The 26,141-nt window shown below is 66.9% G+C and carries 24 protein-coding genes; 10 read left to right on the top strand and 14 right to left on the bottom strand.

Annotated elements, in window-relative coordinates:
• Nucleotides 1-71: 71 nt before the first annotated feature.
• The gene (locus A9975_RS07190) at nucleotides 72-722 is read right to left on the bottom strand and encodes a LysE family transporter (protein ID WP_183032031.1); all 651 of its coding nucleotides are present in this window, start codon (nucleotides 720-722) and stop codon (nucleotides 72-74) included.
• A gap of 47 nt (nucleotides 723-769) precedes the next feature.
• On the bottom strand, nucleotides 770-1,378 hold the full coding sequence (locus tag A9975_RS07185; RefSeq protein ID WP_183032030.1) for a hypothetical protein: 609 nt from the start codon (nucleotides 1,376-1,378) through the stop codon (nucleotides 770-772).
• Between the two features lie 156 nt (nucleotides 1,379-1,534).
• Between A9975_RS07185 and A9975_RS07180 the strand changes: the two genes are divergently transcribed.
• From A9975_RS07180 to A9975_RS07170, 3 genes are all read left to right on the top strand, one after another.
• A complete protein-coding gene (locus A9975_RS07180) occupies nucleotides 1,535-1,984 on the top strand; it encodes a thioredoxin family protein (protein WP_255503103.1) in 450 nt (149 codons plus the stop codon).
• A 123-nt stretch (nucleotides 1,985-2,107) separates the two neighbouring features.
• The gene (locus A9975_RS07175; protein ID WP_183032028.1) at nucleotides 2,108-2,662 is read left to right on the top strand and encodes a TlpA disulfide reductase family protein; all 555 of its coding nucleotides are present in this window, start codon (nucleotides 2,108-2,110) and stop codon (nucleotides 2,660-2,662) included.
• Nucleotides 2,663-2,915: 253 nt separating this feature from the next.
• Entirely contained in the window at nucleotides 2,916-4,985 is a 2,070-nt protein-coding gene (locus A9975_RS07170; RefSeq protein ID WP_183032056.1) for an ATP-dependent helicase, read from the top strand.
• A 22-nt stretch (nucleotides 4,986-5,007) separates the two neighbouring features.
• On the opposite strand, the gene cmdF is transcribed toward A9975_RS07170, so the two are convergent.
• The 4 genes from cmdF to A9975_RS07150 all read right to left on the bottom strand — a co-directional run bounded on the left by cmdF (nucleotide 5,008) and on the right by A9975_RS07150 (nucleotide 11,451).
• Nucleotides 5,008-6,642 (bottom strand): tyrosine 2,3-aminomutase, encoded by a 1,635-nt coding sequence (gene cmdF, locus A9975_RS07165; protein ID WP_183032027.1) that lies wholly within the window; start codon nucleotides 6,640-6,642, stop codon nucleotides 5,008-5,010.
• 114 nt (nucleotides 6,643-6,756) lie between these two features.
• Nucleotides 6,757-8,073: a sigma-54 dependent transcriptional regulator gene (locus A9975_RS07160; RefSeq protein ID WP_183032026.1), complete on the bottom strand. Its 1,317-nt coding sequence runs from the start codon at nucleotides 8,071-8,073 to the stop codon at nucleotides 6,757-6,759.
• Nucleotides 8,074-8,081: 8 nt separating this feature from the next.
• On the bottom strand, nucleotides 8,082-10,067 hold the full coding sequence (locus A9975_RS07155; RefSeq protein ID WP_183032025.1) for a sensor histidine kinase: 1,986 nt from the start codon (nucleotides 10,065-10,067) through the stop codon (nucleotides 8,082-8,084).
• A gap of 82 nt (nucleotides 10,068-10,149) precedes the next feature.
• Nucleotides 10,150-11,451: a dicarboxylate/amino acid:cation symporter gene (locus A9975_RS07150; protein ID WP_309405397.1), complete on the bottom strand. Its 1,302-nt coding sequence runs from the start codon at nucleotides 11,449-11,451 to the stop codon at nucleotides 10,150-10,152.
• Between the two features lie 409 nt (nucleotides 11,452-11,860).
• On the opposite strand from A9975_RS07150, the gene A9975_RS07145 reads away from it, so the two are divergent.
• The 5 genes from A9975_RS07145 (at nucleotide 11,861) to A9975_RS07125 (ending at nucleotide 15,965) form a co-directional block, all read left to right on the top strand.
• Entirely contained in the window at nucleotides 11,861-12,181 is a 321-nt protein-coding gene (locus tag A9975_RS07145) for a ferredoxin (protein WP_043343288.1), read from the top strand.
• A gap of 92 nt (nucleotides 12,182-12,273) precedes the next feature.
• Nucleotides 12,274-12,918, top strand: a complete 645-nt coding sequence (locus A9975_RS07140) for an alpha/beta hydrolase (protein ID WP_183032023.1) — start codon at nucleotides 12,274-12,276, stop codon at nucleotides 12,916-12,918.
• Nucleotides 12,919-12,990: 72 nt separating this feature from the next.
• Nucleotides 12,991-14,199 carry a D-alanyl-D-alanine carboxypeptidase family protein gene (locus A9975_RS07135; RefSeq protein WP_150989621.1) on the top strand — a complete coding sequence of 403 codons (1,209 nt, stop codon included), beginning with the start codon at nucleotides 12,991-12,993 and terminating at the stop codon, nucleotides 14,197-14,199.
• Nucleotides 14,200-14,212: 13 nt separating this feature from the next.
• Nucleotides 14,213-14,518 carry a YbeD family protein gene (locus tag A9975_RS07130; protein WP_183032022.1) on the top strand — a complete coding sequence of 102 codons (306 nt, stop codon included), beginning with the start codon at nucleotides 14,213-14,215 and terminating at the stop codon, nucleotides 14,516-14,518.
• Nucleotides 14,519-14,771: 253 nt separating this feature from the next.
• Complete coding sequence (locus A9975_RS07125; protein ID WP_183032021.1) at nucleotides 14,772-15,965, top strand: class I SAM-dependent rRNA methyltransferase; 1,194 nt, start codon at nucleotides 14,772-14,774, stop codon at nucleotides 15,963-15,965.
• A gap of 345 nt (nucleotides 15,966-16,310) precedes the next feature.
• Here A9975_RS07125 and A9975_RS07120 read toward each other — a convergent pair whose 3' ends face one another.
• Both A9975_RS07120 and sigJ read right to left on the bottom strand, forming a co-directional pair.
• Entirely contained in the window at nucleotides 16,311-16,763 is a 453-nt protein-coding gene (locus tag A9975_RS07120; RefSeq protein WP_183032020.1) for a carboxymuconolactone decarboxylase family protein, read from the bottom strand.
• Nucleotides 16,764-16,903: 140 nt separating this feature from the next.
• The gene (sigJ, locus tag A9975_RS07115) at nucleotides 16,904-17,791 is read right to left on the bottom strand and encodes an RNA polymerase sigma factor SigJ (RefSeq protein ID WP_183032019.1); all 888 of its coding nucleotides are present in this window, start codon (nucleotides 17,789-17,791) and stop codon (nucleotides 16,904-16,906) included.
• A gap of 303 nt (nucleotides 17,792-18,094) precedes the next feature.
• On the opposite strand from sigJ, the gene A9975_RS07110 reads away from it, so the two are divergent.
• Both A9975_RS07110 and A9975_RS07105 read left to right on the top strand, forming a co-directional pair.
• Nucleotides 18,095-19,072, top strand: a complete 978-nt coding sequence (locus A9975_RS07110) for a nitronate monooxygenase family protein (protein WP_183032018.1) — start codon at nucleotides 18,095-18,097, stop codon at nucleotides 19,070-19,072.
• A gap of 5 nt (nucleotides 19,073-19,077) precedes the next feature.
• Nucleotides 19,078-19,542 carry a YbaN family protein gene (locus A9975_RS07105; protein WP_220810652.1) on the top strand — a complete coding sequence of 155 codons (465 nt, stop codon included), beginning with the start codon at nucleotides 19,078-19,080 and terminating at the stop codon, nucleotides 19,540-19,542.
• Here A9975_RS07105 and A9975_RS07100 read toward each other — a convergent pair.
• The 6 genes from A9975_RS07100 to A9975_RS07075 all read right to left on the bottom strand — a co-directional run bounded on the left by A9975_RS07100 (nucleotide 19,539) and on the right by A9975_RS07075 (nucleotide 26,139).
• Entirely contained in the window at nucleotides 19,539-20,789 is a 1,251-nt protein-coding gene (locus tag A9975_RS07100) for a phenylacetate--CoA ligase family protein (RefSeq protein WP_183032017.1), read from the bottom strand. The two genes, A9975_RS07105 and A9975_RS07100, sit on opposite strands and share 4 nt — an antisense overlap.
• A gap of 62 nt (nucleotides 20,790-20,851) precedes the next feature.
• A complete protein-coding gene (locus tag A9975_RS07095) occupies nucleotides 20,852-21,667 on the bottom strand; it encodes an ABC transporter ATP-binding protein (RefSeq protein WP_035875783.1) in 816 nt (271 codons plus the stop codon).
• Nucleotides 21,668-21,769: 102 nt separating this feature from the next.
• A complete protein-coding gene (locus A9975_RS07090; protein ID WP_183032016.1) occupies nucleotides 21,770-23,104 on the bottom strand; it encodes an ABC transporter substrate-binding protein in 1,335 nt (444 codons plus the stop codon).
• Between the two features lie 87 nt (nucleotides 23,105-23,191).
• Nucleotides 23,192-24,268, bottom strand: a complete 1,077-nt coding sequence (locus tag A9975_RS07085; protein ID WP_174426560.1) for a branched-chain amino acid ABC transporter permease — start codon at nucleotides 24,266-24,268, stop codon at nucleotides 23,192-23,194.
• A gap of 26 nt (nucleotides 24,269-24,294) precedes the next feature.
• A complete protein-coding gene (locus A9975_RS07080; protein ID WP_150989598.1) occupies nucleotides 24,295-25,209 on the bottom strand; it encodes a branched-chain amino acid ABC transporter permease in 915 nt (304 codons plus the stop codon).
• Between the two features lie 24 nt (nucleotides 25,210-25,233).
• On the bottom strand, nucleotides 25,234-26,139 hold the full coding sequence (locus A9975_RS07075; RefSeq protein ID WP_370564066.1) for an ABC transporter ATP-binding protein: 906 nt from the start codon (nucleotides 26,137-26,139) through the stop codon (nucleotides 25,234-25,236).
• Nucleotides 26,140-26,141: the final 2 nt, after the last annotated feature.

Here is a 26,141-nt window from a genome sequence, read left to right as displayed (position 1 = left end):
GCACTCTTGGGAAGCCAGCGATAGATAGACATATGGACGGATCGGGCCGGCGCGGAGCCGGCCCCGAGTCCTCAAGCCGGATGGCGCCTGACGAAGAACAACGCCGCGCCCACTGCCACCAGCACGCTGCCGAAGATCCGGTTCTGCCAGCGCACCGCGCGCGCATTGCGCAACAGGCCGCGCATGCGCGAGGCCAGCAGCGCGTAGCCGTGCATCACCACCAGGTCCACGCCGCACATGGTCGCGGCCAGGATGGCAAGCTGGGGCCCGAGCGCATGGGCGGGATCGATGAACTGCGGCAACACCGCCACCATGAAGATGATGCCCTTGGGGTTGGTCACATTGGTCAGCAAGCCTGTGGCAAAGCGCCGGCGCGGGCTCAGCGCGGCCACGCGCGGTGCTTCCGTCCCCGGCACGGCATCACCCTGGCCGCCGTCCACCCGCGCGCGCCATTGCTGCACGCCGATGTAGATCAGGTAGAGCGCACCGATCGTCTTGACCACGGCAAAGGCATGCTCGGAGGCCACCAGCAGCGCGCCCAGGCCACCGCCGGCCACCAGCAGGATGATGACCAGCCCGGTCTGCAAGCCGAAGATCGTGGTGGTGGTCTTGCGCAGGCCGTAGGACAGGCCATGGCTCATCGACAGCACCGCGCCGGAACCCGGCGACACGGCAATCACCCAACAGGCCGCGAAATAGGCCAGCCAAACATCCCAACGCATTGCATTACTCCTGGAAATGAACTGTCTTGAAGCTTGGAGCGCCCAGGTCAGAACGGATGGAAGCCCGTCAGGAACTGGTCTATCTGTTCCGCCTGGCGCTGGTCGCGCGCGGCCTCTCCCGCCTCCAGCACGACCGCCTGGTAGACGTGCACGCCCGACGCCACCAGCCGCGCCGTCAGCCTGCGTGGCGACTGGTCCTGCGGCGATACCGCGGCCACCTGCACCTCCACGCCCTCCAGCGCCACGGCCGGCGATGCGGCCGACATCACCGTCACCTTGCGGGTCTTGACCGCTTCGGCGGGATGCGGCCCGAGGTTGCCGAGCAAGCCCTTTTGCATGGAATCCAGCGCCGCCTGCCGCAACTCTGCGTCATCGGCGGGCAAGGTCACCACGCCCACGGCGAACAAGGTCTCGTCGACCCGGGCTGCGTCCATCGTCATGGGCAGCTTGCGCCCGGCAATCGCCACCTCGCGCGCGGCGCCGGATGGCTTGCCGGGATAGAGCGCCGCGTAGGCGCCTTCGTTGGACTGGATGGTGCGCCAGTCATAGCGGGGCGAACAGGCAATCAGCCCGGCGCCGAGCGCGCCCAGGACGATGGCTTTGGCAAGCAGGGACTGCGGCAAGCGGAAAAACCGTGGAAACCAGGCGTGGGGCATCAGGGCGGCGAATGCGGAAATAAGCCGCTATTATCGTAGAACCCGCGTGCCAGCGCTCATCCACATTGCCCGCCAATGCAAACCCAGCCATCGATCCAGCCAATGCAGTCATCCACCCGTGGTGTCTTTGGCACCGCACGCCGTACCGGCACGGCGATGCTGGGTGCCATGCTGGTCGCGGCGAGCACGAGCGCCCTGGCCGCCACGGCCCACCTGCCCCCCGTCAACGATCTCGCCGCCCAGGCCTCTGCTGCGGCCAGCCGGGGCGAGCCCCTGGTGGTGCTGGTGACACTGCCCGGCTGCGTGTACTGCGAAACGGTGCGCCGCAACTATCTCGGCCCGCAAGCCGCGGCGGGAGAAATCGAGGCGCGCGAGCTCGACATGACCGCCGACACGCCGCTGCGCAACGCCGATGGCAGCATGACCACCGCGCGGGAATGGGCCCGCAGCCGCAATGTGGCGGTAGCGCCCACGGTGCTCTTCCTCGACGCGCGCGGCCGCTCCCTGGCCACGCCGCTGCGCGGCATGCAGCCCGATTTCTATGGCGCCTACCTTGAACAGGCGCTGGACCAGGCCCGCTCGGCCTTGGCAAGCAAGGCGCATTGAGGCGCACGATGGCGCACGCGGCTGCGGCCAATCGTCGCATCCGCGGCGGCTCGGTGCATGCAGCCGGCAGCGCCACGGCAGCAGCAGTAGAATAGTGGCTTGTCTGACCTGTCGGCGAGCATCATGACGACCTCCGCTTCCCCCACCGCACCCACCCCGGCAAGCACCGCCTCGCGCAAGCTGTGGCCTGTGATCGCCGCCGTGCTGCTGGTTGCCGTGCTGGGCTGGTTCGGCTATCGCGCCATCGCCCCTGCCAATGCGGCGCCGCCCGCCACGTTCACGCTGCTGTCCGGCGAAAAAATCAGCACCGCCGATCTCAAGGGCAAGGTCTACCTGGTCAACTTCTGGGCCACCAGCTGCGTCACCTGCGTCAAGGAAATGCCGGACATGGTCCGCACCTATGACAAGTTCAAGGACAAGGGCCTGGAGTTTGTCGCCGTGGCAATGAGCTATGACCCGCCCATGTACGTGATGAACTATGCGCAAACGCGCAAGCTGCCGTTCAAGGTGGCGATGGATTCCGACGGCGCGGCCGCCAAGGCATTCGGCGAAGTGCAGCTGACCCCGACCACCTTCGTGATCGACAAGGATGGCCATATCCTCAAGCGCTATGTGGGCGAGCCCGAGTGGGACGCGTTGCACAAGCTGCTCGACGGCGCGCTCGCCAAGGCGGCCTGAGCCACTGCCTGGCCCGCCGCCTCCGCCCGGAAAGGTGCCTTCCATGGCACCTTTTTTTATTGCCAGGTGCCGTCGGGCCACGCCCGGCTTGCGCAGCCCGGCTGTATGGATATACAGTTGCCAGCAGCTTTCCCCGCCCATGCTGGCCAGCGCACTTGCGCCCGGCATCCCCTAAGGCCCCCGCTCCGTGTTACTCGATCCCGATTCCAGCGCCGTGCTTTGCGACGCACCCGCCGTCAAGCCGCCCGACACCGTGGATGCCGCCGCCCCCGATACACCGGCTTACCTGTCCACCCTGAACCCGGAACAGCGCGCGGCCGTGACGCACGAGCCCGCCGCGCCGCTGCTGATCATCGCCGGAGCCGGCTCGGGCAAGACCAACACGCTGGCGCACCGCGTTGCCCATCTGGTGCTGGGCGGCGCAGACCCGCGCCGCATCCTGTTGTTGACGTTCTCGCGCCGCGCGGCGTCGGAGATGGGGCGGCGGGTCGAGCGCATCGTCGACCAGGCGCTGGGCATGCAAGCCTCCGGGGCGGGGCGCGCGGCACTCACATGGTCCGGCACCTTCCACGCCATCGGCGCGCGCCTGCTTCGCGAGTACGCGGAAACGCTTGGCCTGTCGCCCAGCTTCACCATCTGCGATCGCGGCGACGCCGCCGACCTGATGAACGTGGTGCGGCACGACCTGGGCCTGTCGGCCCAGGCTTCGCGGTTCCCGCGCAAGGAAACCTGCCTGTCGATCTACTCGCGCGTGGTCAACACCCAGGCGCCGCTCGAAGACGTGCTCAAGCAATGGTTCCCGCGCTATGCCATGTGGAAGGATGCGCTGCGCGGACTATTTGCCGGCTATGTGCAAGCCAAGCAGAAGCAGCAGGTGCTCGACTACGACGACCTGCTGCTCTACTGGGCGCAGGCACTGGCCGAGCCCGCGCTGGCGCAGGACATGGGCGCGCGCTTCGACCACGTGCTGGTGGACGAATACCAGGACACCAATGCACTGCAGGCTGCCATCCTGCTCGCGCTCAAGCCCGACGGGCGCGGCCTGACGGTGGTGGGCGACGATGCCCAGTCGATCTACGCCTTCCGTGGCGCCACGGTGCGCAATATCCTCGATTTCCCCGCGCAGTTCTCGCCGGCCGCGGACATGGTCACGTTGTCGCAGAACTACCGCTCCACCCAGCCCATCCTGGCCGCCGCCAACGCGGTGATCGGGCTGGCGGCCGAGCGCTATACCAAGGACCTGTGGTCGGAGCGCGGCTCGGCCGAGAAGCCGGAGATCGTGGTGGTCAACGACGAGGCGGACCAGGCCCGCTATGTGGTCGAGCAGATCCTCTCGCGGCGCGAGGCCGGACTGGCGCTGCTGTCGCAGGCGGTGCTGTTCCGCGCCGCCGACCACAGCGCGCAGCTGGAGATCGAGCTGGTCCGGCGCAACATCCCGTTCGTGAAGTTCGGCGGCTTGAAGTTCCTGGAATCCACGCACGTGAAGGATGTGCTGGCGGTGGTGCGCTGGCTGGAAAATCCGCGCGACCGCATGGCGGGCTTCCGCAGCCTGCAGCTATTGCCTGGCGTTGGGCCCAAGACTGCCGCTCGCGCTCTCGATGCGGTGGAGATCGCCACCGAGCCGCTATTTGCCCTGGAGTCCTTTGAGGCGCCGCCGGCCGCCGCCGAGGCCTGGCCCGACCTGCTGGCGCTGGCGCGCAGCCTGATGGCCCCGGCCGCGCCGTGGCCATCCGCCTTCGAGCAAGTGGTGGCGTGGTACCAGCCACACCTTGAGCGCCTGCACGACGACGCGCCCGCACGCGCCGCCGACCTGCAGCAACTGGAGCGTATCGCCGCCACCTACGCGTCGCGCGAGCGCTTCCTGACGGAACTCACGCTCGACCCGCCGGACGCATCGAGCGACGAATCCGGCGTGCCGCTGCGCGACGAGGATTACCTGATCCTATCCACCATCCACTCGGCCAAGGGCCAGGAATGGAAAGCCGTCTATGTGCTCAATGCCGTCGACGGCTGCATGCCTTCGGACCTGGCCACCGGCACCACCGAGGAAATCGAGGAAGAGCGCCGGCTGCTATACGTAGCCATGACCCGCGCCCGCGACCACCTCGACATCGTGGTGCCGCAGCGGTTCTATGTGCACCAGCAGACCGCCTATGGCGACCGCCATGTCTACGCCTCGCGCACGCGCTTTCTGCCTAACCGCGTGATGCCGCTGTTCCACAGCCGGTCCTGGCCGCCGCCCCCGCCGGTGGCGGACGCGCCGGCCAAGGCGCCGCTGCCCAGGCTGGACCTGGCCGGGCGCATGCGCGATATGTGGAAATGAGGCTGCGCGGCCAAGGCGCGCGTCAGTTGACCGCCGCGCCAGCCGCGCGCACCACCTCCACCAGCGCGGCGGCGCGCAGTTGCGCGGCAATGGCTTCGATGTCGTCGGTCATGTAGCGATCCATTGCCAGGAACGGCACGCGTTCGCGCACAAAGGCGAAGACCGCGCGGCCCGCCGGCGACAGGCTTTGCACCGCGCCGGCCAGCTCGGCGGCCTGGCAGGCTGCGAGCAGTTCCACGGCGAGGATGTACTGGTTGTTGTCGATGATGCGGCGTGCATTGCGCGCGCCGATCAGGCCCATGCTCACCACGTCCTGGTTGTCGCCGTTGGACGGCACGCTCTGGATGCTGGCCGGGCTGCAGATGGTGCGGTTCTCGGCGATCAGCGCGGTGGCCGGATACTGCGCGCCGGCAAACCCGCAGCTCAGGCCCTCGTTGGCCGCTGCCAGGAAAGCCGGCAAGCCGTTATTCAGGTGCGGGCTGAGCAGGCGGTTGAGGCGGCGCTCCGACACCACGCCAAGCTGCGTGGCCGCGATGGCCAGGAAGTCCATGGCGAACGCGACTTGCTGGCCGTGGAAATTGCCGCCGTGGAACAGCTCGCCGTCGTCGAAGAACAGCGGATTGTCGTTGGACGAATTCAGCTCGCGCTCAACCACGGTGGCGCAATGGCCCAGCGTGTCGCGCACCGCGCCCAGCACCTGCGGAATGCAGCGCAGCGTGTAGGCCTTTTGGATAAACACGCCGGTGCCGGTGTTCTTCTCGTCGCCGGCGCGGGTCTTCATTTCCCCCGCCAGCTGGCCATGCCCGGAAAGGCGCGTGGAACCCGCCAGCAGCGCGCGCAGGTTGGCCGCCGATTGCACCTGGCCCGGATGCGGCTTGGCAATGTCGTGGCCGTGGGTCATGAAGGCGTCGGCCGAGGCGTTGAGCCCTTCCAGCGCCAGCGCCGCGATGATCTCGGCCTGCGTCACCTGGGCGCGCATGGTTTCCAGCAGCAGGCACGCCATGCCGGTCATGGCCGAGGTGCCGTTGATCAGGGCCAGCCCTTCCTTGTGGGACAGCTTGATCGGCTCGATGCCATGCTCGCGCAATACCTGCGCGGTGGGCGCGGTGGTGCCGTCGGCCAGCAGCACCTTGCCTTCGCCGATCAGCGTGATGGCGATATGCGACAGCGGCGCGAGGTCGCCGCTGGCGCCGAGCGAGCCCACCTGCGGCACGGCGGGCGTGATGCCCGCCTCGACATAACGCAGCAATTGCTCGATCACCAGCGGGCGTACCGCCGAATAGCCCCGCGCCAGCGCATTGGCGCGCGCAACCATCATGGCGCGCACCTCTTCGCGCCCGAACAGCGGGCCCACGCCGGCGCAGTGGCTGCGCAACAGGTTTTCCTGCAGGGCGCCGGCATGCTCGATATCCACCCAGTTATGCACCAGCTCGCCAAAGCCGGTAGACACGCCGTAGATGGGAATATTGGACGAGGCAAGTTCCTCGAAACGCGCACGCGCATCCGCCACATGAGCACGCGCAGCCTGGTCCAGGCTGGCCGAGCGACGGCCTTGCGCCACCTGCGCCAGCGCGGCGGCGGTGAGTTGCTGGCCATCGACCTCGACGGCCGTGCCGCCCAGGCGGCTGGATGCGTGCTGGCTGGATACCTCGTTCATTGCGTGTTCCGGGTGAGCTGTTCGGGCCCGCGAGTGTATCAAGAGATGTTGACACGAAGCGCGCAGCGGCCGGCTCACCGGGAAATGCCGGAAACACTGGAGGCGCCGCAAGCGCTACAGCCCGTAGCGCTTGATCTTGTCGTACAGCGTGGCCTTGCCCACCTGCAGCAGATCCGCCGCCTGGCTGACCGCGCCGCCGGTGCGCGCCAGCGTATCGGCGATGACGGCACGCTCGTAGTGCTCCATGCGCTCCTTGAGCGGCGTGGAGTCGTCAAGCGCGTCGGCGCGCGTGCCGCCCTCGGGCACGCCCAGCACCAGGCGGTCGGCAGCATTGCGCAGCTCGCGCACGTTGCCGGGCCACGCGCGCTGCATCAGCGCCTGGCGCTGCAGCTCGGAGAGGATGGGCACGGGGCGCTGGTAGCGCACCGCCGCCACCAGCATGAAATGCTCGAACAGCGCAACGATGTCCTCGCGCCGCTCGCGCAGCGGGGGCAACGGGATGGTGACCACGTTGAGCCGGTAGTACAAATCCTCGCGGAACGTGCCTTGCGCCACCAGCGCCTCCATGTCGCCCTTGGCCGCGGCTACGATGCGCACGTCGATGGCGATGGAGGCATTGGAGCCGAGCCGCTCCAGCGTGCCCTCCTGCAGCACGCGCAGCAGCTTGACCTGCAGCGCCAGCGGCATGCTCTCGATCTCGTCGAGGAACAGCGTGCCGCCCGAGGCGTGCTCGAGCTTGCCCACGCGGCGCTTGCCGGCGCCGGTAAACGCGCCAGCCTCGTGGCCGAACATCTCGCTCTCGAAGATGGCCTCGGGCACCGCGCCGCAGTTCAGCGCGACGAAGGGCGCCTGGTGGCGCGGCGACAAAGCATGCAGGCTGCGCGCCACCAGCTCCTTGCCGGTGCCGGTCTCGCCGTTGATCATCACGGGGACATCCGTGGCGGCCACGTTGGCCACCAGCGTGCGCACCTGCTCGATGGCCGGCGAGCGCCCGATGATGCGCGTGCCCGCGGCCGGGCCGGCCAGCTCGCGCCGCAACGCGCGGTTCTCCAGCTCCAGCGCGCGCCGCTCCAGCGCACGGCGCACGGTTTCGGTCAGGCGGTCGGCGCCAAAGGGCTTCTCGATAAAGTCGTAGGCGCCTTCGCGCATGGCCTGTACCGCCATGGTGATATCGCCGTGGCCGGTGACCAGGATCACCGGCACGCCCGGCGCCGCATTGCGGCAATGCTGCAGCAGGTCCAGCCCGCTGGCGCCGGTGAGGCGCACGTCCGTCACCAGCACGCCGGGAAACTCCGGCGACAGGTGCGGCATGGCGGCCTCGGCCGAGGGCAGCGCCAGCACGCAGAAGCCAGCCAGCTCCAGGCTCTGCGCGGTGGCCTGGCGTACCAGGGGTTCGTCTTCGACGAACAGGACACGCAATCCGTCTTGCATGGCAATGCTCACTCAGTATGGGTGGGAGAGATGGAAGTGGCGGCGTCGCGGGGCGCGGCGCCTTCAGGCGCGGGCGCGCGCCGCAGCATCACCACGAATTCCGCGCCGCCGCCGGGCCGGTCGGCCGCGCTCAGCTGCCCGCCGAACTCGCGCACGATGGACGACGAAATGGCCAGTCCCAGGCCGAGTCCCTGGCCGATCTCCTTGGTGGTGAAGAAGGGTTCGAACAGTCGTGGCAAGGCGTCGGCCGCGATGCCGGTGCCATTGTCGCGCACCGCGATGCTGACCGTGCCGCCATGCTCGCTCACCGCCACTTCCACGCAAGGCGCGTGCGGCACCGCGGTAGCCAGTGCATCGAGGGCGTTGCCGATCAGGTTGAGCAGCACCTGCTCGAGCTTGAGCTCATCGGCCCACACCGCGGGCCCGGGCAGCTGGGACAAGCCCTCCACCTTCAGCGCGACACGGGCCAGGCGCGGAGCCATCAGCGCCAGCACGTGGTCCAGCGCGGCGCGCACATGCACCGCGTGCCGTCGCTGGCGCGCCTTGCCGGCGAACAGCTTAAGCTGCCCGGTGATCTTGCCCATGCGCGTGGTGAGGTCGGCGATGGCAACGAGGTTGCCGGCAGCCGCATCGAGCTGCCCGCGCTCGAGCAGCACGCGGGTGTTGTCGGAAAACGTGCGCAGGGCCGCCAGCGGCTGGTTCAGCTCATGTGTGATGCCGGCTGCCATCTGGCCCAGCGCCGCCAGCTTGCTGGCCTGCACCAGTTCATCCTGTGCCGCGCGCAGCTCGCTCTCGGCGCGGGTGCGCTCCGCCACCTCGGCTTCCAGCTGCTCGTTGATGGCCATCAGGTCGGCGGTGCGCGCCTCCACCCGGCGCTCCAGCTCGTCGTAGGCGGCTTCGAGCAGGCGCCGGCCATATTCGATATCGCGCGCGCGCTGCCGGCGCTGGCGCCAGTTGAACAGCAGCAGGCACATGCAAGCATAGGCTAGCGCCGCCCCGACGGTGGCATTGCGCGCGCTGGCCAGCACCGGGTCCAGCGCCGCCATCACCTGCATGGTCCAGTCGGCCGGGCCCACCTTGCGGCTGATCTCGAGGTAGCGCTCGGCGTTGCTGCCGGTACCGATGCGCACCAGCCGCGCGCCCTCACCCAGCACGGTCCGGCCGAGCCATTGCGTAACGGGGGATTGCAGCGCCTCCAGCGGCAGCGGCCTGACCTCCTGGTCATGGTACTGGCGCGTGCGGTCCAGCTCGGTCTGCAACTCGCTTGGCAGCGGCTGCAAGGTGCGGTACTGCCAGGCCGGCACCGAGGAAAGGAAGATCACGCCATGCTCGTCGCTCACCATCACCGGCTCGGCGCCGCCGGCGCCGGCGCGCTGGAACCACTCCAGGTTGAGCTTGACCACGGTCACGCCCACCACGCGCCCCCCCACCTTCACGGGCTGCGCAATGTAGTAGCCGGGCTCGTCGCTGGTGATGCCGATGGCGTAGAAGCGCCCGATCTCCCCGCGCGATGCGCTCTGGAAGTAAGGGCGGAAGCGATAGTCGGTGCCGACAAAGCTGCCCGGCTCGTCATGGTTGCTGGCGGCCAGCGCGAGGCCGCTGGCGGCAATGACATAGGTGGCCGAAGCCCGCGCGCGGCGGTTGACTTCGGCAAGGTAGCGGTTGGCCGCCGCCACGCGCACGGGATCGCCCGGCGCGGCCAGCAGGTCATGGACAAAGGGATGGAGCGAGACCAGCGCGGGGAGGAACTCGTAGCGGTCGAGCGTGCTTTCCAGCGTGGCCGCGTAACGATCGGCGCGGGTGGCCGTGGCTTGCTGCAGCCCGTCGATGCCGCGCTGCACCGATACCAGCCAGGTCAGCGAGCACAGGATGACCAGGCCGACGGCGAGCGCGGCGGCAAAGCCCCGCCAGGTTCCGCCGCCATCGCCTGGCGCATGCACCAGGCGGGCAGAAGCGGGATCATGCACGGCGAGGAAATCGTCGGAATGTGGCATCGGCGCATGCGAAGGGACACGCGCCGATGATACCCGCTGGCGGGCGGCGCCGGCTGGCGCCGCCGCTCCGGAGGCCGGGACCTCAGCGGACGCCGGGGCCGGCTTCGGCAAGTTCGGCCGTTTCATCGCCGCCACGGCGCAGCGCGCGGTCAAGCTGCGCGCGGTCAAGTTCATGCTCCCACGCCGACATGACCACCGTCGCCACGCCATTGCCGATGATATTGGTCAGCGCGCGGCATTCGCTCATGAAGCGGTCGATGCCCAGGATCAGCACCATGCCCGCCACCGGAATATCCGGCACCACCGCCAGCGTGGCGGCCAGCGTGATGAAGCCGGAGCCGGTCACGCCGCTGGCGCCCTTGGAGGTGATCATCGCCACGCCCAGGACGGTGAGCTGCTGCAGCAGCGTGAGCTCGATGCCGGTGGCCTGGGCGATGAAGAGCACCGCCATGGTCATGTAGATGTTGGTGCCATCCAGGTTGAAGGAGTAACCCGTGGGCACCACCAGCCCCACCACCGATTTGGAGCAGCCGAGGTTTTCCAGCTTTTCCATCAGGTGCGGCAGCGCGGCTTCCGACGAGCTGGTGCCCAGCACGATCAGCAGTTCTTCCTTGATGTAGGCGATGAAGCGGAAGATGTTGAAGCCCGTCAGCCGCGCCACCGTGCCCAGCACCACCACCACGAAGACGATCGCGGTGAAGTAGAAGGTGCCGATCAGCTTGAGCAGCGGCACCAGCGAGCCCAGGCCGTACTTGCCGATGGTGAAGGCCATCGCGCCGAACGCGCCAAGCGGCGCCACCTTGGTGATCACATGCACGATGTGGAAGAACACCTTGGAGACCTGCTCGACGAAGTCGAACACGATCTTCGAGCGGTCACCCATGGCCGCCAGCGCCGAGCCGAAGAGCAGGGAAATCAGCAGGATCTGCAAGATGTCGCCATTGGCGAACGCGCTGACCATCGTGTCCGGGATGATGTGCATGAAGAACTCGACCGTGCTCTGGCCATGCGCCTGCGTCACGTACTGCGAGATCGCCTTGGTGTCGAGCGTGGCCGGATCGATGTTGAATCCCACGCCCGGCTTGAGCAGGTGCGCGGACAGCAGGCCGATCAGCAGCGCGAAGGTGGAGATCACCTCGAAGTACAGCAGCGCCTTGCCGCCGACCCGGCCCACCTTCTTCATGTCGCGCATGCCGGCAATGCCGGACACCACGGTACAGAAGATGATCGGACCGATGATCATCTTGATCAGCTTGATGAAGCCATCCCCCAGCGGCTTCATGGCTACGCCCGTAGCGGGCCAGAAATGCCCGAGCACGATGCCCACCGCGATGGCGAACAGCACCTGCACGTACAGGATCTTGTAAAAGGGTTTCCTCATGATGTCGTCCTCGGTATTTGACCGTGCCCGCCGCCGCACAGCGGCAGGTTCGCGCGCCCTGCAAATGGAGCGCGTCTGCCTTAAGCATCGCAACCGCCGTGCCAGGCCGGCCGGTGTCGCCAAGTGACTGATTTCAAAAGGAAGCTGGCAAAGCGGACGACGCCTCACTCCGATTTTCCGGAATTCCGGAATCCGGCCGTCCGGAGATCCGGACGACGCGGCCGGCGTGGGTGCGCGCTACGCCACCCGTGGCGCAGGCGCGGCACGTGCGGCATCGAAGCGGGTCGCCAAAGCGTCGAACCGACCCCCATGACGCCGTATAATTCAGCCCTTCCACCTATTCCTGGCGGCCGGCGCGCGCCCCGGGCACACTTTGCCTCCTGCGTTGCCGCCGCCGATAAGCCCACCACGCATGAGCAGCCACTACCAGCACCACGTTTTCTTCTGCCTCAACCAGCGCGAGGACGGCGGCGCCTGCTGCGGCGCGCATAACGCGCAGGCCATGCAGGAATACGCCAAGAAGCGCTGCAAGGCGCTTGGCATCTCCGGCGGCGAAGGCCGCGTGCGCATCAACAAGGCTGGCTGCCTGAACCGCTGTGAACTCGGGCCGGTGCTGGTGGTCTATCCCGAGGCCGTCTGGTACACCTTCGTCGACGAGCAGGACATCGACGAGATCATCGAGAGCCATCTGGTGGGCGGCAAGCCAGTCGAACGCCTGATGGTCGATCACTGATTGGCCCCGGCCCCGGCTGAAAAGCTGAAACGCTGAATCACTGAAACCCGGGCGCCACGGCGCCAGAGCCAGCCACCCTGCTTCCTGTTTCCATGAACGCGCATACCCAGGTACTTACCGTCGCCGGCCCCGTCGGCGCCATCGACGTTTCAGTCGACCTGCCCCAGGCCGGCGCCCCGCGCGGGCTCGCGCTGGTGGCCCACCCGCACCCGCTGTTCGGCGGCACCAAGGACAACAAGGTAGCGCAGACGCTGGCACGCAGTTTCGTGCAGCTTGGCTACGCCACCGTGCGCCCGAACTTCCGTGGCGTCGGCGGCACCGCCGGCAGCCATGACAACGGCGTGGGCGAGCAGGACGACCTGCTGGCTGTCATCGACTGGATGCGCACCCAGTCCGCGTGGTCGCCGGATGCCGCCACGCTGCCGCTGGCGCTGGCCGGCTTCTCGTTCGGCAGCTTCGTCGCCAGCCACGTCGCCAGGCGCCTGGCCGAGGCAGGCACGCCGGCGCAGCGCCTGGCCATGGTGGGCACCGCCGCCAGCCGCTGGGAAGTCGCCCATGTGCCGGCCGACACCATCGTCATCCACGGCGAGCAGGACGATACCGTGCCGCTGGCGAGCGTGTTCGACTGGGCCCGCCCGCAGGAACTGCCGGTGATCGTGATCCCCGGCGCCGACCACTTCTTTCACCGCAAGCTGCACCTGATCAAGCAGCTCGTCGTCAATGCGTGGGACCGGTGACGGGGGCGGCGCGCCGCCCTGCCATGTCACCGGATGCACTCCACGCCCCTTTTTTTTGTCGGAAACTGAAACATGTTGAATAGAGCCACGCCGCTTTTCGCGTCCGCCAACACATCCGCCCTGGTCACGGCAGCCATCGTCGGCGCCGCCGTGGTGCTTGCCCCGGCTCCCGTGCGCGCCCAGGGCGTGCCGATGCCGCAGGTGGCGGCCAAGTCCTGGATGCTGTTTGACGTCACCAGCGGCCAGGCCCTGGCTTCGCAGAACGCCGATGTGCGCATCGAGCCGGCTTCGCTGACCAAGCTGATGACCGCCTACCTGGCTTTCTCGGCACTCAAGGAAAAGCGCCTCACGCTGGACCAGACCGTGGTGCCGACCACGATCGTGCAGAAGGTCAAGAGCGACGAATCCCGCATGTTCCTGGAAGCCAACAAGCCGGTCAGCGTGCAGGACCTGCTGCTGGGCCTGATCGTGCAATCGGGCAATGACGCGGCGCTGGCGCTGGCCGAAGCCGTGGGCGGCTCGGAAGAGGGCTTCGTGGCGATGATGAATCGCGAGGCCCAGCGCATGGGCATGAAGAACACCCACTTCAGCAACACCGACGGCATCCCCGATCCGAACCACTACACCACGGCCATGGACCTGGCCACGCTGACCACGCGGATCATCAAGGACTTCCCCGAGTACTACAGCATGTACTCGCAGAAGGAATTCACCTACAACAAGATCCGCCAGCCCAACCGCAACCGCCTGCTCTACATCGACCCCACCGTGGACGGCCTCAAGACCGGCCATACCAAGTCGGCCGGCTATTGCCTGATCTCCTCGGCCAAGCGTCCGCTGGCCAATGTGCCTAACGGCTCGCGCCGCTTGGTCTCGATCGTGATCGGCACCACCACCGAAGCGGTCCGCACGCAGGAAAGCCTGAAGATCCTGAACTACGGCTTCCAGTTCTTCGACACGCTGCGCCTGTACGACCGCGGCCAGGTACTGGCCACGCCCGACATCTACAAGGGCAAGGCGTCCACCGTCAAGATCGGCGTCAAGGACGAGACCTACATCACCGTGCCCAAGGGCACGGGCGGGCGCATCAAGCCGGTGCTGGAGCGCCAGGAACTGCTGGTGGCGCCGCTCACGGCCGGCCAGCAGGTCGGCACGGTCAAGCTGATGGACGGCGCCACCAAGGTGGCCGAGTTCCCGGTGGTGGCGCTGGAAGACGTGCCCGAGGCAGGCTTCTTCGGCCGCCTGTGGGATACCATCCGCTTGTGGTTCAAGCGCAAGTAAGGAGGGCATTGCAATGAGCGCCGACAATTCCGACCAGGGCAAGCCGGGCGACATCCCGCCGGCCGAATCGCTGATCGAGTACCCCAGCCATTTCCCCATCAAGGTGATGGGCAGCATGCAGGATGGCTTTGCCGAAGCCATCGTGACGCTGGTGCAAGGCTTCGACCCCGACTTCCACGCCGGCAAGATGGAAATGCGCCCTTCAGCCAAGGGCAACTACCTCGGCCTGACCGTCACGGTATGGGTCACCAGCCGCGAACAGCTCGACGAGCTGTACCGCGCGCTGACGTCGCACCCGATGGTGAAGGTGGTGCTGTAGCCGGTTAAGCGGTGTAGCGGGCCGGCGAGCTTGCCGTAATCCTCCCGCCATGCACTGCGTGGCGGGAGAGGGGAGCGTGTCCAATGCTACCGTGCTGGACAAAGACATTGGCTCCGCTTGTTGTGGCTCCTAGCTAAGCCACCCCTCTCCCCGCCCCTCTCCCCCTGAGGGGAGAGGGAGTTACAACAATCAGGCACTTCGGACCGGGTTGGCCTATCTGCTCGGCTTCGTCTGGCGCCTAAAAGAACAAATCATGAACACCATCACCCTCAAGCCCGGCAAGGAAAAATCCTTGCTGCGCCGCCACCCCTGGGTCTATGCCACCGGCGTGGATATCGTCGAAGGCCGCTGCGAGCCCGGCAGCACCGTGATCGTGCGCGCCGCCGACGGCCGCTTCCTGGCGCGCGGGGCGTACAGCCCCTCTTCGCAGATTCGCGTGCGGGTGTGGAGCTTCGACGAGAACGAGCCGGTCGATCACGCCATGTTCAAGCGGCGCGTGTCCGCCGCCCTCGCGCATCGCAAGCAGTGGGTGAAAGACAGCGACGCCGTGCGCCTGATCTTCGGTGAATCCGACCGCCTGCCGGGCCTGATCGTCGACTACTACGGCAGTGGCGCCACCGGCCAGCTGGTGTGCCAGTTCAACGCGGCCGGGGTCGAAGCCTGGAAGGACGCGCTGGTGCAGGCGCTGGTCAAGGAAACCGGCTGCCCGAACGTGTACGAGCGCTCCGACGCCGCCGTGCGCGAGCGCGAAGGCTTGCCGCTGGTGACCGGCGTGCTGGCCGGCGCCGAGCCCGACCCCGAGCTCAGCGTGACCGAGCACGGCGTGCGCTACCACGTGGACGTGAAGAGCGGCCACAAGACCGGCTTCTATGTCGACCAGCGCGACAACCGCAAGCTGGTGGGCGATCTGGCCAATGGCCGCGAAGTGCTCAACTGCTTCTGCTACACCGGCGGCTTCTCCCTGGCGGCGCTGCGCGGCGGCGCCACCTCGGTGACCTCGATCGACTCCTCCGGCGAGGCGCTCAAGACCGCCGCGGGCAACGTCGCCCTCAACGGCTTCGACCCCGAGCGCGCGACCTGGCTCGACGCCGATGTGTTCAAGTCGCTGCGCCAGTTCCGCGCCGACGGCCGCCAGTTCGACCTGATCGTGCTGGACCCGCCCAAGTTCGCGCCGTCGGCCCAGCACATCGACCGCGCCGCGCGCGCCTACAAGGAGATCAACCTGGTCGGCCTGCAGTTGCTGCGCCCAGGTGGCCTGCTGTTCACCTACTCGTGCTCGGGCGCGATCAGCATGGAGCTGTTCCAGAAGATCGTGGCGGGCGCGGCGACCGATGCCCGCGCCGATGCGCGCATCCTGCGGCGCCTCTCGGCCGGCACCGATCACCCGATGCTGGCGGCCTTCCCCGAAGGCGAGTACCTCAAGGGCCTGTTGCTGGAAAAGATCTGAAACGGGTCTGAACCCCAAGCGACAGGCCAGGAAGAGACGGCGCCCCGGGGCGCCGTTTTTTCATGGGCGCGCCGCGCGCGGCCGTCATCCCGTCTTCACGCGAGCGCCTTCAGTCCGTCACAAACGCCGCCTATAGTCCGCTGTGCGGATGCGGCATTGGCAGGTGCCCTCCCGCCTCTTCCTATCAGTCTTCGTGGTAGTTGCCCCGCGGCGTAGCGGGGTTTTTTTTGTTCGCCGTTTTGCTGGAGGACGGCTCGAGGACGGCTCGAGGACGTCTACGGCGTGCGCGGTGAAGGCAAGGACGACACGCGCGAGCTGCAGGCTGGCGCTATGTCCTTTTGCGCGTCATGCCTTTTCCGGGATCGGGTTGCGAAAGCTCACGTTGAGCAGGTTCCACGCGTTGATCGTGACAATGGCAAAGCCAAGCTCGGCGATCTCTTCATCGGAAAAGTGCGCGCGCAAAGCGGCAAACTCCTCGTCGCTCGCGTCGCTGTGCGGTGTGGCGGTGACGATCTCCGCCCAGCGCAATGCCGCGCGCTCGCGCTCGCTGAAGAACGGCGCTTCGCGCCAGCCGGCAACTGCGTTGAGATGGCGCGGATCCACCTCCTGGCGGATCAGGTCGCGCCAGTGCATGTCGATGCAGAAGCCGCAACCGTTGATTTGCGACACACGCAGGAATACCAGGTCGACAAGGCGCTTGCCGAGCAAGCCATCCTGGATGATGGTGGACAGGTCAAGCAGTGCCTTGAAGGACTTGGGAGCGCGCTGGAAGTACGGGAGACGGATGGTGTGGGTCATGGCTTGGCCTTTTGGCGCGGGCTCGTGAGATCGGGTGAAATCCGGTGAGATCTCGTGAGACCGCTTGCGTTGCGAAGGCCGCCCCTTGCGGCCCCCATGCAGTCAAGACGCGGGGGCCCAGGCGTTTGTGACAGCGCACCTCAAGAAAGTGGAGGAACGCCCGCCAGCTTGTCCGGATTGCGCACCGAGTAGATGGCGGCAATGCGCTCGCCGTCGATCAGGAAAGCCTGCGCGGACTCGAGCTGCCCGTCCACGTAGCGCAGCAATCCCGGCTCACCGTTGATCCAGGCGAAGCGGTAGACCTGCGCGTCGCCATGACGCTGGGCCATATGCCGGTACAGCCGGGCAATGTTGTCCGCGCCATGCACCACCTTGACGAACGAAGTCACCTTGCCGCCGCCATCGCCGATGATCTGCACGTCATCGGCCAGCACCGCCTTGATGGCGTCCATCTCGCCGCTGCGCGCGGCCTGCATGAAGGTTTCCAGCAAGCGCCGATGCGTGTCTTTGGGCACGTCAAAGCGCGGGCGCTGTTGCTGCACGCGCTCCGAGGCCCGGTGCACCATCTGGCGGCAGGCAGCCTCGCTCTTGCCGAGCAGCGCCGCGATCTCGGCATAGTCGTGATCGAACACCTGCCGCAGCAGGAAGGCCGCGCGTTCGTCGGCGGACAAGCGCTCCAGCACCCACAGGAAGGCCACCGACAGCTCGCTCGCCATCTCGGCCGCGGCCTCCGGTGTGCGCTCGTCCAGTTCCACGAGCGGCTCGGGCAGCCACCACCCCACATAGGCTTCGCGCTCGGCCTTGGCCGCGCGCAGGCGGTCGATGGCCAGCCGCGTGACCACCGTGACCAGCCAGGCCTCGGCCGACGCCAGCGCGGCGTGGTCCGCGCGGTCCCAGCGCAGCCAGGCATCCTGGAGCACGTCCTCGGCGTCCGCCCGGGTGCCGAGCATGCGGTAAGCGATGGAAAACAGGCGCGGACGCAATGTGGCGAAAATCTCGGGGTCGGCGGGCAAGGCGCTGGAACGCATGATCGGGACAATAAAGGCCGGTGGTGGATACAAGACGCGGCAACCGGCCGTTTTGTGACAGCGCCGGCCACGACATGCATGCCGCCATGTTACTTGCTGCAGGCGCGGGTCCGGCGCAGACTCGGCTCAAAGACTGTCCCCTCGGCTTGCCTCGGTGGATGGCCCCGGTAGACAGCCCCTTCTAACGCCCGTGTAACGCACGTCTAACGCCCGTCTAACGCCCGCCAGCCGAAACTCCCTATAATCGAACGATCGTTCATATCCAGGGCGCCACCGGCGCCCGCTCGTGGTCCAGGAGACGCCATGCCCGCCGCCAAACAATTGCCCCAGGTCCTGCAAAACCTGGCGCTGCCCGTGATTTCCTCGCCGATGTTCATCGTCAGCTACCCCGAGCTGGTGCTGGCGCAGTGCAAGGCCGGCATCGTCGGCTCCTTCCCCGCGCTGAACGCGCGCCCCGCCGAGATGCTGGGCGACTGGCTCACGCAGATGGAAGACGATCTCGCCGCCTTCCGCGCCGCCAACCCGGGCAAGCCGGTCGGGCCGATCGCCGTCAACCAGATCGTGCACACCTCCAATGTGCGCCTGGAGCACGACATCAAGGTGTGCGTGGACCACAAGGTGCCCATCTTCATCACCTCGCTGCGCGCGCCGCCCAAGGAGATGATCGACGCCGTGCACAGCTATGGCGGCATCGTGCTGCACGATGTGATCAGCATCCGCCACGCCGAGAAGGCGATCGAGGCCGGCGTGGACGGGCTGATCCTGGTGGCCGCCGGCGCCGGCGGCCATGCCGGCACGCTGTCGCCGTTCGCGCTGGTGGGCGAAGTGCGCAAGATCTTCGACGGCGTGATCGCGCTGTCGGGCTCGATTGCCACCGGCGAATCCGTGCTGGCCGCGCAGGCCATGGGCGCGGACTTCGCTTATGTAGGGACCCGCTTCATTGCCTCGCAGGAAGCCCATGCCAGCGAGTCCTACAAGCAGTCGATCACCACCTCCGCCGCGGCCGACATCATCTACACCAACCTGTTTACCGGCGTGCACGGCAACTACATCCGCGAGAGCATCGAGGCCTCGGGGCTGGATCCCGCCAACCTGCCGCAGGCGGACAAGACCAAGATGGACTTTTCCAGCGGCGCCTCCAAGGCCAAGGCATGGAAGGACGTCTGGGGCGCCGGCCAGGGCGTGGGCCAGATCCACGACATCCCTACCGCCGGCGAAATCGTGGCGCGCATGAAGGCCGAGTACAACGACGCGCGCGCCCGCCTGGGGCTCGCGGTCTGAGCGCTTTGCCATCCGCTGCGCCCATCCGTCCCGCCCCACCCGCCGCGCGCAGCCGCAGGCAACGCGCGCTGCGCGGGCTGTGGGTGGCGCTTGGCGTGCTCAGCCTGCTGCTGGGCATCATCGGCATCTTCCTGCCGGTGCTGCCAACCACGCCCTTCGTCTTGCTGGCCGCCGCGTGTTTCGCGCGCGGCTCGGAGCGCTTCCATGCGCGGCTGATTGCGCATCCGCGCTTCGGCCCGCTGGTGCGTGACTGGCAGGCCCACCGCAGCATTCCCCTGCGCGCCAAGCAGTTGGCCATTGGCATGATGTGGCTGTCGATGGGCACCACCGCATGGCTGATGCGCGAGCGAGCGCTGGCTTCGCTGACGCTGGTCGCCATCGCCGCGGCCGTCAGCGCGTGGCTGCTGTGGCTGCCGACGCGGCCCGCCGGCGGCCATGCGGCTGCGCCCCCCGGGGGCGAGCGCGCTTAGTCGTAACGCCGCGCGTCCTCGATCACCTTGCCATCCTGCGGCAGCGAGCCTGCGGCCACGAAGCGCACCTCGCCGCGCAGGCGCATCACCTCGCGCAGCGATTCGCCGATGGCCTGCGCCAGTGCCGCATCGTCGCGCGCGGCATCGCAATGCAGTGTCATCACGTCGGCACCCACGCTGCCCGTCACCACCAGGCGCGCGGCGCGCACCTCGGGATGGCGCCGCACCACCTCGCCCACCTGCCCGGGATGCACGAACATGCCCTTGACCTTGGTGGTCTGGTCGGCGCGTCCCAGCCAGCCCTTGAGCCGCTGGTTGGTGCGCCCGCACGGGCTGGCGCGCTCGTCCGAGCCGGCCACGAACGCCGACAGGTCCCCCGTGCCGAAGCGGATCAGCGGATAGTCGCCATTGCCCAGCACCGTGACCACCACCTCGCCGGTCTCGCCGTCAGGCATGGGTTGCGTGCCGCCCGGCTCGACGATCTCCACCAGCACGTTCTCGTCCACCACCCAGCCATCGCCGCCCTGCGTCTCGTAGGCGATCAGACCCACGTCGGCGCTGCCGTACATCTGCTGCACGCGGATGCCGCGCTCGGTGAACCAGGCGCGCAGTGATGGCGGCAATGCCTCGCCAGACACCAGCGCCTTCGTCAGGCCCTGGCAGGGCAAGCCGAGCTCGTCGCCCTTCTCCAGCAGCAGCTTGAGAAAGGATGGCGTGCCCGCGTAGGCCGCCGGCTGCAGGCTCGCCATCGCCTGCACCTGCGATTCGGTCTGTCCCACGCCCGCCGGGAACACACAGCAACCCAGCCGATGGGCGCCGGTTTCCATCATCATGCCGGCCGGCGTGAAGTGGTAGGAAAAGGTGTTGTAGACGAGATCGCCCGAACGGAAGCCCGCCGCGAACATCGCGCGCGCGATCCGCCACCAGTCGGCGCCATGCCCGTCGGGCTCGTGGATCGGGCCGGGCGACTGGAAGATGTGACGCAGGCCGCCAAGCGGCGTCGCATTCAGCCCGCCCAGCGGCGGCATGGTCTTCTGCCGCGCCGTCAGCTCGGACTTGCGCGTCACCGGCAGCGCCGCCAGCGCGGCGCGCGAGTCCAGCGCGCGCGGGTCCACGTCGCGCAGCACCTCCGCAAAATAAGGCGCATGCGCCTTGGCATGCGCAACCTGGCGCGACAATGCGTCCAGCAAGGCCAGCGAGCGGACGGCCGGGGCGCGCGTTTCAAGCGAATCGAAGTATTCAGGCATGGTGCGTAGTTCGCGTAGGTAGTCGCGTGATGAACCGTACTGTTTAAAGCCGGATGCGCTTCTCAGGCGAGCCAGCGCTTGCGCCGGCGATAGCTCTTTACGTCGCGAAAGGAGCTTCTCCCGCCGCCCTCGCCATCGTTCGCGGCGACGCCCAGGTAGAACTCCTTCACATCCTCATTCGTGCGCAGCGCCTCGGCCGCGCCATCCATCACCACGCGGCCGTTCTCCAGGATGTAGCCGTAGTCCGCATAGCGCAGCGCCACCATGGTGTTCTGCTCGGCCAGCAGGAAGCTGACCTTCTCGCGCTGGTTCAGGTCGCGCACGATCTCGAAGATCTCCTCGACGATCTGCGGCGCCAGCCCCATCGATGGCTCATCGAGCAGGATCATGCTGGGCTTGGCCATCATGGCCCGGCCGATCGCGCACATCTGCTGCTCGCCGCCCGAGGTGTAGCCCGCCTGCGATTTGCGGCGCGTCTTCAGGCGCGGGAAGTAGTCGTAGATGCGCTCCAGCGCATCGCGTGTTTCGCTGCGCGACAAGCCGCGCGTATAGGCACCGGTCAGCAGGTTTTCCTCCAGCGTCAGGTGCGCGAAGCAATGCCGCCCCTCCATCACCTGGATCACCCCGCGCTTTACCAGCTCGTTGGGCGTGAGCCGGTCGACCCGGTTGCCGCGGTATTCGATCGAGCCCTTGGTGACATCGCCGCGCTCGGCATGCAGCAGGTTGGAGATAGCCTTGAGCGTGGTGGTCTTGCCCGCGCCGTTGGCGCCCAGCAGCGCCACGATCCGCCCCTCGGGCACGTCGAGGGAAACGCCCTTGAGCACCAGGATGACGTGGTCGTAGATGACTTCGATATTGTTGACGGACAACAGGCTCATGGTGCGGCTCGGTTGGTGGTTCCTGGCTGGCTTCATCTGCGCTCGCCCGCATGCGGGCGAGCGGAGTCGACAACAATCAACAAACGCCTTGCAGCGCCCGGATCAAGACTTCATGCAGGCAGGCGAGATGCCCTTCTCTTTCGCGAACTGCGCGGCACTCGCCTTGAACAGCGGATGGATCAGGTTCTTGTTGCCTTCGATCCAGTCCGACACCACGACCCACTTGGTGCCGTCCCACTGCTGGATCTTCACCTTGCCCGAGCCTTCGTGGTTGTCGCAGCTGGTCTTGATCTCGGGCAGCAAGCCCGTGGCGCCCAGTTGCTGCAGGCGCGCATTGTTCACGTTCAGGTTCTCGAATGCCCAGCGCATGTCTTCGCCGCTCATGACCTTGCCCTTGCCATACTTGGCCTGCGCCACGCGGATCGCTTCCACCGTCACCACGGCCGCGGACACGCCACGGTTGTAGAGCACCGAGCCAACCTTGTTGCGGTCCTGCATATTGCCCTTGCCGGCGCCGTAGACCGCCTTGTCGATATCGGCGATCAGCGGCACGCCCTTGCCCGCCACGTTCCAGGTTGCGCTCATATAGCCCTTGGCGGCATCGCCGGCGGGCACGGTGTCTTCTTCCGAACCTGCCCACCACGAGCCAATCATCTTGTCGCGCGCGAAGCCCACCTTTTGCGCCGCCTTGAGCGCGGTCTGGTTCATCACGCCCCAGCCCCAGAAGATCACGTAGTCAGGATTCTCCTGGCGGATCTTCAGCCACTGCGCGCCCTGCTCGTTGCCGGGGTGCGCCACCGGGATCTCGACCAGGTTGAACTTGCCGAGCTTGGCTTCCGCTTCCAGCGCCACGATCGGCTCCTTGCCATAGGCGGAGTCGTGATACAGGTAGACGATCTTCTTGCCGGCCAGCGAGCCGCCGTTCTTGCCCGCCAGGAACTTGACGATGGCCGAGACCTGCATCTGGTAGGTGGTGACCAGCGGGAAGGCATAGGGGAAGACCGAACCGTCGACCGCATCGGTGCGGCCATAGCCCATCATCACCAGCGGCACCTTGTCGGCCGCGGTCTTGTCCACCAGCGCGTAGGAGATGCCGGTCGACATGGTGTGGTACGCGGTGCCCTTGCTGACGGGGCTCTTGCCCTTGAGCCGCTCATAGCACTCCACGCCCTTGGCGTTGTTGTACTCCGTCTCACATTCTTCCCACGACAGCTTGACGCCGTTCACGCCCCCTTCCTTGAGGTTGACGTAGTTCAGGTAGTCGACGAAGCCGCCATAAAAGGACTGTCCGTTGGCGCCATAAGGGCCGACGCGATAGCTGGGCAGCGCGACGAACTGCTCGCCGCTTTGCGCCTGCACCGCCAGCGGCGCCAGCAGCGCGGCCGACGCACCCATCGCCAGGGCTATGCGCTGCAGATTGCGAATCAGGATGGTCATGACAGTCTCCTTCACCTTGGCAGGTGTGTTTGTTATGGAATACCCGTTTGTCTTGTTCCGAGCCAAAAAACGTCGATGCGATGAGACTCAATGGGGGAATGGCCAGAGCCGCAGCTTCTCCTTCGCGATCTGCCACAGCCGTGCCAGGCCATGCGGCTCCACCACCAGGAAGAAGATGATCAGCCCGCCGAACACCATCAACTGGATATGCGACACGGCGGCGTTGGTAAAAGGCAAGTGCAGCAGCGCGGCCAGCGGCGGCAGCGCGATGTCCAGGAAGATCGGCAGCAGCAGGATGAAGGCCGCGCCCAGGAACGAGCCGAGGATGCTGCCCACGCCGCCGATGATGATCATGAACAGCACGCGGAAGGAAAGGTCGAGCGAGAAGCCGTCCGGCTCGACCGAGCCCAGGTAGCAGAACGCATAGAGCGCGCCCGCCACGCCGCAGTAAAACGAGCTGACGGCAAAGGCCAGCAGCTTGGTGCGCATCAGCGGAATGCCGATCACTTCCGCCGCCACGTCCATGTCGCGCACCGACATCCAGGCGCGCCCGGTGGAGGAGCGCACCAGGTTCTTGGCCACGATGGCCAGCACCGTCACCAGCATCAGCACGAAGAGGTACTTCTTCACCGGCGTGTCGATGGCGATGCCAAACAGGTTCAACTGCTGCGCGGTGATCACGCCCGATGAGCTGTTGTTGGAGAACCAGGGAAACTTGGTCAGCGCCCACACCACGAAGAACTGCGCTGCCAGCGTCGCCACCGCAAGGTAGAAGCCCTTGATGCGCAGCGACGGCAAGCCAAACGCCACGCCTACCATCGCCGCCGACAGTCCGGCGAGGATAAAGGTCAGCAGCACCGGCAGGCCCTCGATGCGCAACTGGAAGTTGTAGGCCGCGTAAGCGCCCACCGCCATGAAGGCTGCGGTGCCAAGCGAGAGCTGCCCCGCGTAGCCCGTGAGGATATTGAGCCCGAGCGCGGCCAGCGCGAAGATCAGGAACGGGATCAGGATGGCCGAGAACCAGTACTCCGAACCCAGCAGCGGGATCGCCACGAAGGCCACCGCCATCAGCACCGCAAAGCCGATGCGATCCTGGCGGATGGGGAAGATCTGGCTGTCGGCAACGTAGGTGGTCTTGAACTGGCCGGATTCACGGTAGAACATGTTTTCTCTCCTGAGGCGCGGGCCGGTCAGACACGATCGATGTGTTTCTCACCGAACAGCCCCTCGGGCCGCACCAGCAGGAACAACAGCGCAAACACATAGGGGAACCAGCCTTCGATGCCACCGAAGTTGCCGCCAAACGCGGACTGGAACACGGGCGGGATATAGATCTCGGCCAGCTTCTCCGATGCCCCGATGATCAGGCCGCCGACGATGGCGCCGGGCACCGAGGTAAAGCCGCCCAGGATCAGCACCGGCAGCGCCTTCAACGCAGTCAGTGTCAGCGCGAACTGCACGCCATTGCGCGAGCCCCACAGCATGCCCGCCACCAGCGCCACGAAGCCCGCCACGCCCCAGACAATGGCCCAGATATGCTGCAGCGGAATCCCCAGCGACAGCGCGGCCTGGTGATCGTCCGCCACCGCGCGCAATGCGCGGCCCACCTTGGTGTACTGGAAGAACAGCGCCAGCGTGCCCACCAGGACGGCGGCGATACCCGCCGCCGCCAGGTCGAATTTGGACACCACGATATTGAAGCGCGTCAGGATGGCTTCGATGGGCTCGTCGACGATGCCGAGGTTGATCGGGCGCACTTCATTGCCGAACAACAGCGGCCCCAGCCCTTCGAGGAAGAAGGACAGCCCGATGGTGGCCATGAACAGCGTGATGGGTGGCTGGTTCACCAGCTTGCGCAGCACCAGCCGTTCGGTGCTGATGCCGACCACCACCATCACGCCAAACGCGCCGATCACGGCCGCCCACATTGGCAGGCCCTTGTCCATCAGCCCCACCACCGCCAGCGCGGCAAAGTACACCATCGCGCCCTGCGCGAAGTTGAACACGCCCGATGCCTTGTAGATCAGCACGAACCCGAGTGCCACCAGCGAGTACATCAACCCCGACAATAAGCCGCCGATCAGGATTTCAAAGAAGAACGTCATGATTGTCCTTGTCTTGCAGCTGCATCAGTGGCCCGCGCCCAGATAGGCGCGAATCACATCCGGGTTGGCCTTCACCGCTTCCGGCGTGCCATCGCCGATCTTCTTGCCGTAGTCCAGCACCACCACGCGGTCGGAGATGTCCATCACCACGCCCATGTCGTGCTCGATCAGCACGATGGTGGTGCCGAACTGATGGTTCACGTCCAGGATGAAGCGGCACATGTCCTGCTTCTCTTCCACGTTCATGCCGGCCATCGGCTCGTCGAGCAGCAGCATCGAAGGCTCGGCCGCCAGCGCGCGCGCCAGCTCCACGCGCTTTTGCAGGCCGTAGGGCAGGCGTCCCACCGGTGTCTTGCGGATCGCCTGGATCTCGAGGAAATCGATCACCTCCTCGACCTTGCGCCGGTGCTGCATTTCCTCGTTGCGCGCCGGGCCCCACCACAGCGCATTGGCCAGCAGGCCACTGCGGAACCTGGTGTTGCGCCCGGTCATGATGTTGTCGAGCACGGTCATGCCCTTGAACAGCGCGATATTCTGGAAGGTGCGCGCGATGCCCTGGCGCGCCGCGGCGGTGGGATGCATCTTGCGCCGCTCCTCGCCGCGAAACACGATGCGCCCTTGCTGCGGGTGGTAGACCCCGTTGATCACATTAAGCATCGAGCTCTTGCCCGCGCCGTTGGGCCCGATGATGGCGCGGATCTCATGCTCGCGCACGTCAAACGAGATATCGGTCAGCGCCTTCACGCCGCCAAAGGCCAACGAGATATTCTGCAGGTCGAGTATCACGTCGCCGGCCTTGCGCACCTGCGCGTGTTCCATCTGAACCCCGCCGAGCGCTTGCGCTGTTGCCCCTGCCCCCGCGGACGCGCCGCTCCACACCGGCTGGCCGTCGCCGCCGCGCTCCACGCCTTGCCATGCCATTTGCGTCATCC

This window comes from Cupriavidus sp. UME77, from assembly GCF_014170355.1.
GTDB lineage: Bacteria > Pseudomonadota > Gammaproteobacteria > Burkholderiales > Burkholderiaceae > Cupriavidus > Cupriavidus basilensis.
The sequence above is the reverse complement of the archived record's forward strand: the minus strand, read 5'-3'. Positions and strand labels throughout refer to the sequence as shown.